Below are 15,177 nucleotides of genomic sequence, written 5' to 3'. Positions count from 1 at the left end.
TCATCAATTGATAATAAAGCATCACGCAATCAGTAAAATCCCTCTAAGGGCACAAGAGAGCTCTATTAATCTTTGCACTTAGAGGGTTCAATCATCTTTTACTCAAGCATCACTACTACAAAACTGTTACTCAATGATCAATGAGATTCTGAATACGAACTCTAAATATAGACCATGAACACAGGCGTTGGAATGTTCTGTAATCTACGAATTTCGATGATCTATCGTCAAAAAACAGTCATAAGAATGGAATAACCATCTCACAAAAAAGGAGCCTTTATGGGGTTTTTACAACCGATACACATTACATTTTTTATCTATATTCTCGCGATGCTCGGCATCGGTTTCTACGCTTACCATTCCACTAAAAACCTCTCAGACTATATTCTCGGAGGCCGAAGTCTAGGCAGTGTTGTCACTGCCCTTTCAGCCGGCGCATCAGATATGAGCGGTTGGTTACTCATGGGATTACCGGGTGCCATCTTTATCGCCGGTATTTCAGAATCGTGGATTGCGATCGGCTTACTCTTAGGGGCTTATCTTAACTGGTTATTTGTAGCCGGTAGATTACGTCTCTTTACAGAAAAGGCGAATGATGCTCTAACACTCCCCGATTATTTCCATGGCCGATTTGAAGATAAGCAGAAGCTTCTGAAAATCTTCTCTGCGCTCATTATCCTCTTCTTCTTCATCATCTACTGTGCTTCAGGTGTGGTAGCAAGTGCCCGTCTCTTTGAATCGACTTTTAATATGGATTACGATATCGCAATCTGGGTCGGCGCCTTTGCAACGATTGCCTATGTCTTTATTGGTGGATTCTTAGCGGTAAGTTGGACTGATACTGTACAAGCGACTTTGATGATTTTTGCACTGCTTTTAGTCCCTACAATCGTGATTCTTAAAATGGGCGATTATGGTTCACTAGATGTGATGAGCACTATTGAAGTAATTCGTAATGCCAGCCCTGATCACTTAAACTTCACTCATGGTTTAACCTGGATTGCCATTGTCTCTCTACTTGCTTGGGGATTAGGTTATTGTGGTCAGCCACACATTCTTGTACGTTTTATGGCCGCTGATTCCATCAAAACGATCCCAAGTGCGCGCCGTATCTCTATTACTTGGATGGCACTTTGCCTTTTAGGTGCGGTATTAGTGGGCTTCTTCGGATATGGCTATTTCCTTGAACATCCTGAGCAAGGCATCAATGTAATTGGTGGTATCACTAGCACCGGAGAAGTCATCAAAGGCAATCCTGAATCTGTCTTTATGGAGCTTGCAAAAGTGCTTCTCAATCCGTGGATTGCAGGCATTGTACTATCTGGTGTTTTAGCGGCTGTTATGAGTACATTGAGCTGCCAATTACTCGTATCATCGAGCGCATTAACTGAAGATCTCTACAAAGGTTTCTTCCGTCCTAAAGCTTCTGATAAAGAGCTTGTATGGATTGGTCGTTTAATGGTTTTCATCGTAGCAATTATCTCTATTTGGATTGCGTATGATCCAGATAGCAAAGTCTTAAGCCTTGTTTCATACGCTTGGGCGGGCTTTGGTGCAGCATTTGGGCCTGTGGTTGTCTTCTCAATCTTCTGGAAGCGCACCTCTCGCAATGGCGCACTATTAGGGATGATTACCGGTGCGCTCACCGTCATTATCTTCCCGAAAATTAAAGTCTGGTTAGCGGCCTCCCAAGGTGTAGATGTTTCAGTGATTGCAGAGCAATATCCGCTCTTAACTCTCTATGAAATCTTACCAGGCTTCTTATTAGCCTCTATTGTGCTTGTGATTGTGAGCCTTTTCAGTAAAGCATCCTCTTCAATGGAGAAAAACTTTGCTGAAACTCATTCTGAGTATAAAACATTGATGAAAGCTAAATAGTAGCGAAATATTGTCATACAGTATCCATAGTGCGCTTTTGTTATTATTCGCAAAAGCGCACTTTTTATTTCTATAGTAATATCGATGCAAAATGAGCTTATTTAAATGCCGGCACATCAGCCGTAATAAGCGAGGATGCTGTTCTATCCGGCATCTTGCAAGTGTTGTTTAATGCGGCTTGATGTTCTTTTTCAATCTCATAATAGCTACCATAATAGTTGTTTAAAAACATTTTTCTTAAATCAAATTTACTATATGTTCCGCTATTGCTATTTTCTAAGTCATGACCATTGATTTTATGAAAATAATACCTATTCTTTAAGATCACCTTTCTGAGAGGTCATCTCTCATTTCATCAATATCATTCCAACAATACTTTTCCTTTAATATCCTTTAATATTTATTATTATCATCTTTCACAGGAGCGCTATGTCCCGCATTCCCTTAATGAGCCAAATGAAAACCAAATTACAAAATCTAGGTATGAAAATGCTTAGAAACCGTTCATCACGCCGAAAAAGCGGGCAATTACTTGCGCTGATTCCGGTCATACTTTGGTTGACTATTCACTCGCCCATTATTGGACAAGTCTCTCTTCTCAGTCTCTTCCTCACGATTCCTGTAGCCTTTATTTTGCTCAGTATGCTCTTTAATGCCTTTTTAATGTCGCTGAAACGTACATTAATACAGGTACAAAAAGATGAAGCGTCTCCCATTATTAAAAAGCTCGTAACACGTCCAAGCCTCTTCATATTAGTGATTATTACGAGCCCAATGGTATTGATCTTATCGTTACTCTTTATTGACTTGATCTCCTTTATCGCCCAAGTGCCGCCGGCAAAACTCTATGCGGGGGAGTACACTTTTCTAACCTCGCTCTACTTTGGTACTTTCGCAGTATTAGGATTTAGTGTCTCTGCCTATGTCGCTTCTGTCCGTCATCGCTCTCTACGTCAATCAGAAAAGCACCTTGAATATACGCAGCAAAAAGATCGTGAAAGCGAAGTTGACCGCCGGATGTTAGAGGGAATTAAATTATTAGGTGATAAAAATGAATCGGTACGTTTAGGCGGAATCTATATCCTCTGGGAGATTGTCAAAGATGCGGCAAAAGCGCTGCCTTATCTCAATCCCCGTAACCATTATGTCTATTACTATCGTTACAAAGATTACCCGATTATCCCTTATCGCACCGATAAACCGCTGCCTGCTTCAGAGCTCAAAGGGCAACGTCGCTTAAAAGAACATTATCTACGCCGAAATCCCGCTGATCAATCGCAGATTAAAGCCTATCTCAAAGCTTTTTCCCTCTATGAACAGGTACTCAGCATTCTCTGTGGTCATATTCGTACGCTCACCAATAGCGAAGAGTATCTCTTAACCTATTACCCATCTATTGCGAAATTGCGCTTCCCTCGAGCCTATGCCGAGCGCTACGATGATGATTCTCGGATTATTCGTAAAAAAGAGGAAGAGCCCGGTAATGAGATTGCGATTCTCTTTCGTCTCTTGAGTAAAAAAGAGTATTCTCACGATAAACCCCTTGTACGCGCCTTGAACTTTAAGATGAATTTAGCAAGTTCTATTCTCAAAGGGATTTATAGTGATCACGCAGATCTCTCTTATGCCAACCTGCGCAATGTCAATTTTACCCACGCGCGCTTAAACTATGTCACTTTTGATTATAGTAGCTGTATTCACGCGAATTTTAATTCTGCCATTCTCAATATCTCTAGCTTCACAATGGCGGATTGTAACTCAGCATCCTTTATCAATGCCCAAATTACCAATACCACCTTTAAGTATGCTAACTGTATTCGGGCAAACTTTACCCATATTTTCCATAAGGCTTACTTTTACGGTACAACAATGCTTCATACTCGCTTTAGCTATGATGATTTTATTAAAGGTCGTATTGAATTTCTCGGCATTAATGGGCTTCCCGGCTTTGCTAATTGCACGAGCCTTGAGCGAGAAGCAGTGATTGAGCTCATTAAAGAGGATCGAAAAACTCAAGAGATTCAGAAACGCATCTATCTCAATCCTAATAATACCGAGAGCTTGCAATCCATTCCGGAGCTTTATGAGCAATATCAGACTCAACTTCTACAACCTGCGTGGCGGATTCCAATAGCAGAAGCCAAGCAAGCCCACGAAACCTTAATGCGAAGTGGATCAAACCAACAACCCGGTGAAACCTATAGCGGTCATCGTAGCTTAGAGCAGATCAAAACGCGGGATAATCTCGCGGTCTTCTATCGGATGTTTAAAGAAAAAAATCGGAACTATCAAGCCTTTTACGAATCCTTAAATCCCAAAGAGAAATGTTTAGCCGTACGAATGTTCTCTGACTTTGATCAATCGAAAAAGCGAGATGATCAAATGCAAAAGAGTCAACAAGTTGTAAAAACCGCCTGCGGCGAAGAAACACTAGAAATGGTGCAAAGCTCCTATCGCAACTGTATCAGCAATAATGTTACCAACAGCACTAAACCCGCAAATAATGAAAACAACAAAGAATCATAAAGCACAACGAAGAAGAGCTGTCCCATCGCCGGAACGAATGATCTCGTTCTTACCACTATCGTGTGCCGGCAAATGAGGCCACTTCACGATTTGAATCAATAAGATAAAAATGGTCGATTTCTTAATATCAAGGATCAGTTACTACCAAGATTAGAGAATCACTCAACTGCGGGCGCGGGATCGTTATGGATATGCAAACATTCCCTCCCGCCGGGAATCAGCTTCCATTTGGAATAACTAAGAAGAGCTATCCCATCGCCGGGCGAATGATCCCGTTATGACCACTATCGTGCACCGGCAAATGAGGCCACTTTACGATTTGAATCAAGAAGATAAAAATGGTCGATTTCTCAATATCAAGGATCAGTTAACTATCGGGATTAGAGAATCACTCAACTGCGGGCGCGGGATCGTTATGGATTTGCAAACATTCCCTCCCGCCGGGAATCAGCTTTGCTTTAGAACCTCAATCGACTATCTTACAAATTGATAAGTCAAAATTGCGGCGGCAATGGCGACATTGAGAGATTCCGCTTCACCAAGCATTGGGATTTTAACGCGCTCTGTGGCCATCGATTGTAACTTGGGATCAACGCCATTCCCCTCATTCCCCATCACTATCGCGACTTTTTGGGGTTGAGTGAGCTCCGAGTAAAAACTCGCTTCTTCTAATGTGGTCACCCAAGAACAATATCCAATTTGATGCAGTTTCGGTAATAATTCAGAGAGAGATGCCGTTAAAATCGGTAATTGAAAAAGCGCACCTTGCGTTGCTCGAATCGTCTTATCATTGTAGAGATCCGCAGTTCCTTCCCCAAGAATTACGCCGGCAAAACCTGCTGCTTCAGCCGTACGAATCATCGTCCCTACATTGCCGGGATCTTGTACTTGATCAAGCAGTAAGAGATGCGGCAATGCCCGCGTTTTAGCAGATGATGCTGAAGATGAGAGCTGATGTAGAAAATCCGCCATCAATAACGGTGCCTTTGCAATTACCGCCATAATCCCTTGAGGTGTGATCGTTTGCGAAAGCGATTGCAAAATACTTGGCGTTACTTCTAAAAGCTCCAGAGTGGATTCCGGCTCACCTACTTCTGCACTGACCTCGATTGTGGCGATCATCATCTCTAAGACTGCTCGGTTCTCCGCTGAGAGATCTGTAGCATAGATAATGGTTGTAATCATCGCACGATGCTTAATCGCCTCTTCCACAAGATGAAAACCTTCAATCAGGAATAACCCACTTTGATCCCGATAACGTTTCTGTCCTAATTTTTTCAGGTGCTTCATTCGGTCATTCGTTGCCGAGGAAATCTCTCGCTTAATGATCTTTTGTCCCATCTTTTTCATCTCTTCTCTTTTAATCTGATCTATCAGATATGATCTATCACGATTCAATACCGTCTCAGTAAAGTTTCCCAATCAAAATGCAAAACCCAAAATTCCTCAGCGTTACTCATCCACCATCTCCATCGCATCTTTAAGGCTTACCGATACTAGACGAGAAACCCCCGGTTCAGCCATCGTCACACCGATCAGAGAATCTGAGATCGTCATTGTCGCTTTATTATGGGTAATAAAGATAAATTGCACCTTCTCACTCATCTCATCAATCAGCTCCCCTAGCCTGCGAACATTCGCCTCATCAAGGGGCGCATCCACTTCATCGAGCATACAGAAAGGCGCAGGATTTAAGTTAAAAATCGCAAAGACTAATGCCATTGCCGTCAGTGCTTTTTCACCGCCTGAAAGTAGGTGAATCGTCCCCGGCTTTTTCCCCGGCGGATGCGCGATAATATTTACGCCACTTGTCAGTGCATCCTCTTCCGTTAAGGCAAGATACGCTTTACCGCCACCAAACAGACGAGGGAATAGCCTTGAGAAATCATCATTGACCGCATTAAAGGTCTCCATAAAGCGATTACGGGTTTCATCGTCAATCTCTTTAATTGCTTTCTCTAACATTGCTAATGCCGCTTCAAGATCCTCATTTTGCGTATCAAGATAGGATTTACGCTCTCGCAACTCTTCACATTCGGTAATCGCCACTAGATTGACAGCCCCAATTTTTTGAATCGCATTTTGTGTTCGTTCTAGCGCCGCTTTCAATTCAGCCGTTGCAAGCTCTCCATATTGTGCTGAGGCTTCTTCCATCTCTTCTGCACTCATCTCAAGCTGTAACTGCTGCCACTGCTCCATAATGATACTAAGCTTAGTATTGAGTTCTGCTTCTCGAATGGAGAATTGATTCAGCGCCCCTTTTTGCGCGCTTAACCGCTCCTCCTCAATGACTTTCTTCGCTTCTAACGCACGAATTGCTTCTTTTGCTGCTTCAAAATTGTGATGTAGATCCGTTAAAGTGGCCTCAAATTGCAATAGATGATCTTCGGCAATCATCAAAGATTCCTCAATCTCGGCCACTTGCGCACTATAATCATTCTGTGATTGTTGCGATTCTAATCGTGCTCTTAGATGATTTAACTCACTCTCTGCGCGATTTTTCCGCTCCTGGTGCAACGTGATCTGTAGTTGCAATTGCTCACCTTGTCGCTTCTGCTCTAAATGATGCGATTTGCGTTGATCAAAGGCCTTACGACGCGCCTCATAGTGCCGTTTCTGCTCGTCATATTTTGTTGAAAGCGCTTGCCAACGCTGCTCTAATTCTACATAAGCCTTTTCACCAGCTTCAATTTCTGTCTCTAAAGCACTTAACGATTCTTGATTTAGTGCCTGTTCTTTGGTCAATACCGCTAAACGGCTCTCAATACGATGCCGCTCTTTTGCTTGATGATCTTTCGCCTGCAATACAAGGCTGAGCTTTTTCTCAAGATCAAAAATATCTCGAGAGAGTTTCTGTAACTGTTTCTGTTTTTCGGTGAGATCCTGCTGCAAAGCCTCTCGGCGTTCCTCTTTCTCATAGAGCGCTTCATCAGATATCTCCAGTCGAGCATCCACTTCTTGAATCTCAACTTTCGCTTTCTCTAAGGAGCGTTGACGAGCCAAAATCCCAAAATTCGCCTCTTCCGTACTATAAATTGCCCAATCCGGCCCAAAGAGTAAGCCGGATTTAGTGGCAATCATTTCGTGCAATGCTAACCGCTCACGCAAGGCGATAAAATGCGGATCTTTCTCCAATGAGAGCAGATCAAGCGTCGTATCATCAAATGCATAGATATGGGAAAGTAGCGAACCAAGCGCTAAATCGCTCTCTACATAATAGCCTAAGTGCTGCTCGCTATATTGATAAGGTGTTTCCCCAGCAATATAACTTTCGCCTCGTTGCCGGCGTGTACTGAGTAATAATTGATGACGAAGCGCTGTATCTACCGCACCATTCCAACCATCTGAGACTTTCAGATGTTCAAAAAGAGGCGATTGCGCTTCTTTATCATCAGAGAGATTCATCTTCTCTAACATACTCACTTCACCGGCAAGCTGATTACGACTCGCTAAAAGCGTACGTTGCTCCTTTTCTAGATGAGTAATCCCTTGGCTTAGAGTATTGATCTCCGTCTGTATCGCTTCAATACCTGCCTCTAATTGCGCTTGATTCTCCTGTTGAATAATCAGCGTCTCTTCCATAATGAATGCTTCATCAGAAGCGGGATCTTCTGCCGGCAACTCACTCTTGGCTAAAGTATTACGCTCCTCATCCATCGCTTTAGCGCGCTCTAATTGATACTGCTTTGTATGGCGATTGAGTTCTAATTTCTGCTTAATCTCACTAATTTGATCCCGAATCGCAATATATTCTGCCTGTAGCGCTTCGACCGATTGTTCTAACTCTGACAGCGCTTCCTCTTCTCCCCAAAGTTGCTCGCTTTCACTCTCGGCAATAAATTGCGCTTCTTCTAACTTCTGCTGTAGATCTGCTAAAATTTCACGACTATTGGCCACTTCCGTTTCAAGTCGAACACCATTTTCTTGCCATTCTGCTTGCGATTCTAGTTCCTGCGCCTCTAACGCGCGAATCCGCACAATTTCGTGCTTCAGATGATCGACTTTCTGCTTATAAGGATAGAGTTCGCTATTTTTCTGTGCAACCTCCTTTTCAAGGGCTTCAAACTGTTGCTTTTGACTTGATAACTCTGTTGTCACCTGATTAAATTGCGCAACCGTGAGTTGAAAAGTCTCATATTCAGAAGCTGAACTCTCTAAGAGATGTGCTATTGCGGTTTCAATATCATTTTTTTGTGAAGAGACCTCTACATATCCTAATGCACGTTCTTCCTGTTTTAGGGCTTGATACTTCATCGCTGTAGCCGCTTGTCGCTCTAATTTGGCTAACTGCTTACCGAGCTCACCTCGAATATCGGTCAAGCGCTCAAGGTTATCTCGAGTATGCTCAATGCGTAATTCTGTCTCGTGCCGGCGCTCTTTATATTTAGAGATATTCGCCGCTTCTTCAAAAAAGCTACGCAGATCATCCGCTTTCGATTCTACGATACGCGAGATCATTCCTTGCTCAATAATGGCATAAGAGCGAGGACCAAGGCCGGTTCCTAAGAAGATATCGGTAATATCTCTGCGGCGACAACGAGTCCCATTTAAGAAATATTGACTCTTCCCCTCCCGATCTAAAGTCCGGCGAACACTGATCTCCCGATATTCCGCCCATTTCCCGCCAAGACGACCGTCTTCATTTTCAAAAATCAATTCAATAGAGGCAAGCCCTGCCGGTTTACGGCGCTCTGAACCATTAAAAATCACATCGCTCATCGACTCACCACGAAGTTGTTTCGCCGATGATTCCCCCATTACCCAACGCACTGCATCGATAATATTCGATTTACCACAACCATTTGGCCCCACAATACCATTGAGTTTCCCAGTCAATACAAAAGTCGTGGGATCTACAAAAGATTTAAAGCCAGATAGTTTTACTTTACTTAATCGCATATTCTCTGCCGCTTGCTGTCAATGGGAAAATGGAAGAAATCTCACTCAAAATGAGTCGAAAACAAACGCTATAAAATACCATAATTTACGTTTTGCTTCCTGCTAATCATTTGCCTTAGCGCAATGAATTATCATTTTGTCACATCTATTTACCCTATATTGATTACGGCACAACTATCCATTCTCCCCTATGATTGTTAATTATTCATCGTTGCTTATTACTTATGAAGTATGGATTATGGAATTATGGAATTATGGATTACTGATTGATAGCCACAAAAACGTAATACACATAATGTGCTGCAAATACTCGTCTAATCCTTGAAAAAATAGTTGCAATTTTGTCACTTTAGCGGATAATTCAAAAATACATACTTAACCTGCAAACCAGGTATGAATTAAAATTGAGAATTAGATTGATAACCCCATAAGGATGAACATTATGCCAACGACTATTCCGGAGCCCGTCAATGACTCGCTATTTAGCGGGCCATTTTTCCAACAGTTTCTTGCAATTACCCAATATCAAACGATTATTGCGATTATGGTATTATTGATCTCTTTTTATCTGATTTATCAGATGCAAAAGCGTAAGATCAGCTTCTTTATGCGAATGTTAGTTGGCTTGATTTTTGGGGCCGTTATCGGACTTGGCGCACAATTCTTAGCGGGATTCCCCGATCAAACGACCACTGCACTCAAAGAGAGTAGTATTTGGTACGGGCTTTTTGGGAAGACCTTTATTGCTTTCATTCGGATGATTGTAATTCCACTTGTCTTCGTCTCTATTGTTAAAGTGGTCTTAGACTTTGGGGCTGATAAATCACTCCCGAAAATTACCCGTCGTGGAATCTTTTGGCTACTCTTTACCACAGGGATTGCGGCAATATTAGGAATGGTCATTGCCGCTGTAATGGGGCTAGGTAAAGGCGATGAAATTATTGTCACCGCCGCAAAACAGCGTGAAGTCTCGAATTTAGTGGATACCTTTGTCAATCTTGTTCCGAGCAATATTATCTCGGCAATGAACAGCAACAACATTATCGGTCTTGTGATCTTCTCCGCGCTCTTAGGAATTGCCGCAAACCGTATGGCACCGAAAGCCCCCCAAGTGATCGGTGTCTTTAAACAGCTCATCGATGCGCTTCATAAAATTGTAATGAGTATGACGATGACCATTATTAAATATATGCCTTATGCCGTCATTGCGCTCCTTGCCGGCACCATTATGAATCATGGTTTACCGGCGGTTCAAAAAGTATTGGGCTTTGTCGTTGCGATCTATGTTGCCTCATTTATTATGGTGGTCATTCATCTGATGATTATCGGGGCTCACGGGCTCTCGCCAATGATGTTCCTCAAGAAATCTCGGGATACTTTGGTAATGGCATTTTCAAGTCGCTCATCGGTGGGAACATTGCCGATGACTATCTCTACATTGACAGAGCGCTTAGGGGTTTCCGGCGGCACCGCCAATCTGGTTCCCTCATTAGGCACCACAATGGGGATGAATGGTTGCGCAGGTTTCTTCCCGGCGCTCCTTGTGATGATGGTGGCCAATATGGTGGGTATTGAGATGAATCTACAATTCTACATTATGCTTCTCATTGTTATTGTCATCGGTTCTATCGGTATCGCCGGCGTTCCTGGAACTGCAACGATTGCGGCCACTGTTGCGCTCTCAGGAATGGGAATGGGCGAATACTTCCCCCTCATCGGTATGGTATTAGCCATTGATCCACTTATTGATATGGCACGCACAATGACTAATATTTCAGGGGCAATGACTTCCGCCGTTGCGACCGATAAAGAGCTTGGACTTCTCAATGAAGATCGTTATAAAGATCCTGAAGCAGTATTAAGCGCCGATGGAAACGATAATGCGGATGGCAATGCAAATAGTATTTAATAACCATTAACAGCCCCCATTAATAGTAACCTATTAATAGTCAACAATCGTTAAACAACACATTCCCTTTCGTCGTGAATCCCTTATTCTATTATTGCAAATAGAAACTGATTCACGGCGGGAGGGAATGTTTGCATATCCAGAACAATCCCGCGCCCGCAAGTGAGTAATCTTCTTAATTACTCCAAACCAAAACTGATTCCCAGCGGGAGGGAATGTTTGCATATCCAGAACAATCCCGCGCCCGCAAATGAGTAATCGTTAATTTCTTGGTACTAAAAATGCCACAACTGCCGGCGCACGATTAGGATAAAAACGGGATACTTCTCCCCGGCGATGTGACTGATCTTCTTAGTTACTCCAAACAAAAACTGATTCCCGGCGGGAGGGAATGTTTGCATATCCAGAACAATCCCGCGCCCGCAAATGAGTAATCGTTAATTTCTYGGTACTAAAAATGCCACAACTGCCGGCGCACGATTAGGATAAAAACGGGATACTTCTCCCCGGCGATGTGACTGATCTTCTTAGTTACTCCAAACAAAAACTGATTCCCGGCGGGAGGGAATGTTTGCATATCCAGAACAATCCCGCGCCCGCAAATGAGTAATCGTTAATTTCTCGGTACTAAAAATGCCACAACTGCCGGCGCACGATTAGGATAAAAACGGGGTCGTTCTCTCCGGCTTAGATATTGAACATATGCCACATTTCCAGCATATCAGCTCAAGCAGTGAAATTGCTTAATTTGCCGGCGCACGATTGTGAGAAGAACGAGCTATTTCTCCCCGGCTATGCGATAAATCCTGCTATAATCATTTGTCATTATTAATGATAAAAATAATTAGATATTGACCACATAATCATCAGTAGAGGATTCTCATACAATGCGCAATTCGCCTAAGAAGCAACGTCGTGAATTTAGTTGGATGTTTGCCGTTACTATTGCTTTTATTATGATGACGTGGCTCATTGCGATCTATCTTACACTGCAGAGCCCTGATAATGAGAGTATCTTCTTCGATGCTATCGTGGCACTCTTTACCGGTGTGGCATTTACCGGTGTAATCTACTCCCTACATCTACAGCGGGAAGATCTACAACTCAATCGCGAAGAGCTTAAAATTAATCGAGAGGAGATGGTTCGCACACGTACAGAGCTTGAGCGGCAACTCTTTATGCAACATTTCCAATTTATGTTAGAGATTTTCGCCGAAAAGATTACTGCACTGTCCCAAAATTATGGTACAGAAGAATATTTGCAAGATTTGAAGCTCAGCGCTCACGCAAAACCGATCTATCTGACGGAACAAGAGTTTATTGCCAAATTCACCCCCGAAAGATTAAATGTCATTAAGACTTTTCACGATCTTATTCTCTACTACGATACCCATTATCCCTTTACAGATAAGCAAGAATCCTCGGCACTCTATTTACTTCAGCTCGAGATCTCAGCACAGCTGGCATCTCTACTTAGAGTCATTCATCATCTTGATCTTGAGCACGAGCACTTTGATTATCTTCAACCACTTCTGAAAACTGCAATGCAAAATGCAATTACACTCGCCCAAAAATACCGATTGATTGAAACAGCCTAATAACTTGTAATACAACTATGAGTAACGATAATGATTGATATTTCGATCATTTTAAAGATTTTCAATGCTTTTTAAGCATCCTCAAATCATCTTCTGCAATCAATCACGGTAATTCCGCACTAAATCCCGAGAAAAATAACAGACCGGCAATACATCGTAATAATCACTTTCGCAAATCAAAGCACGACGCTCATTAATCGGTTGATAACCTTTACTGACCATACAGAGCTCAACGGTGGCGCGCGCGTGGATAATTTGAATCGGGTCTTTACCGCCGACATTACTACTGATGCCCTCTTCTACTGATTTAGCGCCCGTCAAGCAGCCTAAAAAGGCTTTCTCAAGTTCTCCCTCTACAGCCGTTTTTCCGTCCGCTCTCTGCCATAATGCCGGGTTATACCAGATTTGATCTAAAAAGATCTCTTCTCGGGTCGCTTCATCCCAACCTTGCTCTTGTGCTATCACTGCACGATATTGATCCATCGCTTGATACTGTGATTGTTCGATATGACTACAAGCACTCAAAAAGAGTATTGCACCGACTATTAATGCAAATGATTTTCCCACTTTTAAAAAGGATTTTTTTCTTGGAATAGGTGACATATCCTCTTGAATATTACGATCGTGAGAAACAGCGCTATCTTGATACTTCATAGTGATTACCAGTTCATTGGGGAGAAAAAGGGGACGAGCAGAAATTATCTTCTGCGGGATTGATTAAACTAGAATAACGTTATAGTGCATTATCATCAAGATAGCCGCCCGTACAAATACCAAAAAGAGAGTAAAAGGGAGTGACCAAAGTGACTTTCAGGACGCTCTTTCAAATTCTCGGATATAGATGAACCGATATGGACGAACAGATATTGATGAATCGATATTTATGAAGCTGTATCAAAAATGTCGACTATTTATTAGACGATGGTAGGATAATACAATATCTTAGTTTCAACCCCTTGCTAGACACCGATTCAAGCAACTTTTTCAACTTCTCTACTCATTAGGATTTACTTTGGAAGAAAGATGCTTTTTCGTATATAATGCAAGGTCAATTTTCAGACTTCACGAAGGACATTAACTGTGATTGATCCACGCTTATTAAGACAGAATTTAGATGATGTTGTTGCCGCGCTCGCAAAACGTGGCTATCAATTTGATGTTGCGCGTTTTAACGAACTAGAAGAACAACGTCGCCACCTCCAAACTTCGCTACAAGAACTACAAAACGAGCGAAATACTACTTCTAAACAGATTGGTATTGCGAAATCGAAAGGTGAAGATGTCTCTGAAATTATGGCGTCAGTGGCTCAACTCGGCGACAAGCTTGCGGACGTAGAACAGACTCTTAGTAAAGTCGCAACAGAACTTGATTCAATGTTACTTGATATGCCGAACATCCCTCACAATGATGTTCCTTTAGGCAAAAATGAAGATGATAACGTTGAAGTCAAACGTTGGGGAACGCCTAAAGAATTTGATTTTGAACCGAAAGACCACGTCTCTCTCGGCGAAAAACTCGGCATGGATTTTGAAGCAGCAGCTAAAATTAGCGGCTCTCGTTTTGTAATTCTTAAATCGAGTATGGCGCGCTTACACCGGGCGCTTGCGCAATTTATGTTAGATACTCATACGCAAGAACATGGCTATATGGAAGTCAATGTCCCTGTGATTGTGAATCAAAAGAGCCTCTATGGGACAGCGCAGCTTCCGAAGTTTTCTGAAGATCTCTTTAAATTAGAAGATGAGCGTAATTTCTATCTCATTCCAACAGCAGAAGTTTCACTTACGAATCTTGCCCAAGATGAGATTTTAGAAGAAGCAACTCTGCCACTACAAGTGACCGCACAAAGTAATTGCTTCCGCTCTGAAGCTGGAAGTTACGGCCGCGATACTCGTGGTATGATTCGCCAACATCAATTTGAAAAAGTAGAGCTTGTTCATTTCACTAAACCTGAAGATTCTTATAATGCTCTTGAGCGCTTAGTAGGACACGCTGAAACGATCCTTGAGAAACTCGAACTCCCTTACCGCCGCGTTGTACTATGCACCGGCGATATGGGCTTCTCGGCAGCGAAGACTTACGATCTAGAAGTTTGGTTACCGGGACAACAAAAGTATCGTGAAATTTCTTCTTGCTCTAACTGTGAAGATTTCCAAGCGCGTCGCCTTAAAGCCCGTTTCAGAAATAGTGAAACAGGTAAACCTGAATTGATTCACACATTGAATGGATCAGGATTAGCAGTAGGTCGAACACTGGTTGCAGTCTTAGAGAACTATCAAGAAGCCGATGGCCGCGTTAGAATCCCTGAAGTATTAAAACCTTATATGGGTGGCGCTGAATATCTCTAAATCATAAACCTGAGATAT

General features: G+C 42.5%; 8 protein-coding genes. 5 read left to right on the top strand and 3 right to left on the bottom strand.

The genetic code is table 11. The features are described from left to right. The first annotated feature begins 279 nt into the window (after positions 1-279). Complete coding sequence (gene putP, locus DC083_RS06690; RefSeq protein ID WP_109189448.1) at positions 280-1,878, top strand: sodium/proline symporter PutP; 1,599 nt, start codon at positions 280-282, stop codon at positions 1,876-1,878. A gap of 429 nt (positions 1,879-2,307) precedes the next feature. After that, positions 2,308-4,404: a pentapeptide repeat-containing protein gene (locus tag DC083_RS06685; protein WP_109189447.1), complete on the top strand. Its 2,097-nt coding sequence runs from the start codon at positions 2,308-2,310 to the stop codon at positions 4,402-4,404. Positions 4,405-4,878: 474 nt separating this feature from the next. Here the strand turns inward: DC083_RS06685 and DC083_RS06675 are convergent, their stop codons facing one another. Together DC083_RS06675 and DC083_RS06670 are read right to left on the bottom strand one after the other, a co-directional pair. After that, complete coding sequence (locus DC083_RS06675; protein ID WP_229822351.1) at positions 4,879-5,754, bottom strand: TrmH family RNA methyltransferase; 876 nt, start codon at positions 5,752-5,754, stop codon at positions 4,879-4,881. A 102-nt stretch (positions 5,755-5,856) separates the two neighbouring features. Further along, positions 5,857-9,303: an AAA family ATPase gene (locus tag DC083_RS06670; protein WP_109189445.1), complete on the bottom strand. Its 3,447-nt coding sequence runs from the start codon at positions 9,301-9,303 to the stop codon at positions 5,857-5,859. 442 nt (positions 9,304-9,745) lie between these two features. On the opposite strand from DC083_RS06670, the gene DC083_RS06665 reads away from it, so the two are divergent. Both DC083_RS06665 and DC083_RS06660 read left to right on the top strand, forming a co-directional pair. Beyond that, complete coding sequence (locus DC083_RS06665) at positions 9,746-11,212, top strand: cation:dicarboxylate symporter family transporter (RefSeq protein WP_109189444.1); 1,467 nt, start codon at positions 9,746-9,748, stop codon at positions 11,210-11,212. Between the two features lie 887 nt (positions 11,213-12,099). Next, entirely contained in the window at positions 12,100-12,810 is a 711-nt protein-coding gene (locus DC083_RS06660; protein WP_109189443.1) for a hypothetical protein, read from the top strand. A 99-nt stretch (positions 12,811-12,909) separates the two neighbouring features. Here DC083_RS06660 and DC083_RS06655 read toward each other — a convergent pair whose 3' ends face one another. Then, complete coding sequence (locus DC083_RS06655) at positions 12,910-13,464, bottom strand: hypothetical protein (protein WP_109189442.1); 555 nt, start codon at positions 13,462-13,464, stop codon at positions 12,910-12,912. Positions 13,465-13,890: 426 nt separating this feature from the next. Here DC083_RS06655 and serS point away from each other — a divergent pair, with 426 nt between their 5' ends. Next, complete coding sequence (serS, locus tag DC083_RS06650; RefSeq protein ID WP_109189441.1) at positions 13,891-15,159, top strand: serine--tRNA ligase; 1,269 nt, start codon at positions 13,891-13,893, stop codon at positions 15,157-15,159. Positions 15,160-15,177 lie beyond the last annotated feature (18 nt).

This window comes from Ignatzschineria ureiclastica (assembly GCF_003121845.1).
Classification (GTDB): domain Bacteria; phylum Pseudomonadota; class Gammaproteobacteria; order Cardiobacteriales; family Wohlfahrtiimonadaceae; genus Ignatzschineria; species Ignatzschineria ureiclastica.
The sequence above is the reverse complement of the archived record's forward strand: the minus strand, read 5'-3'. Positions and strand labels throughout refer to the sequence as shown.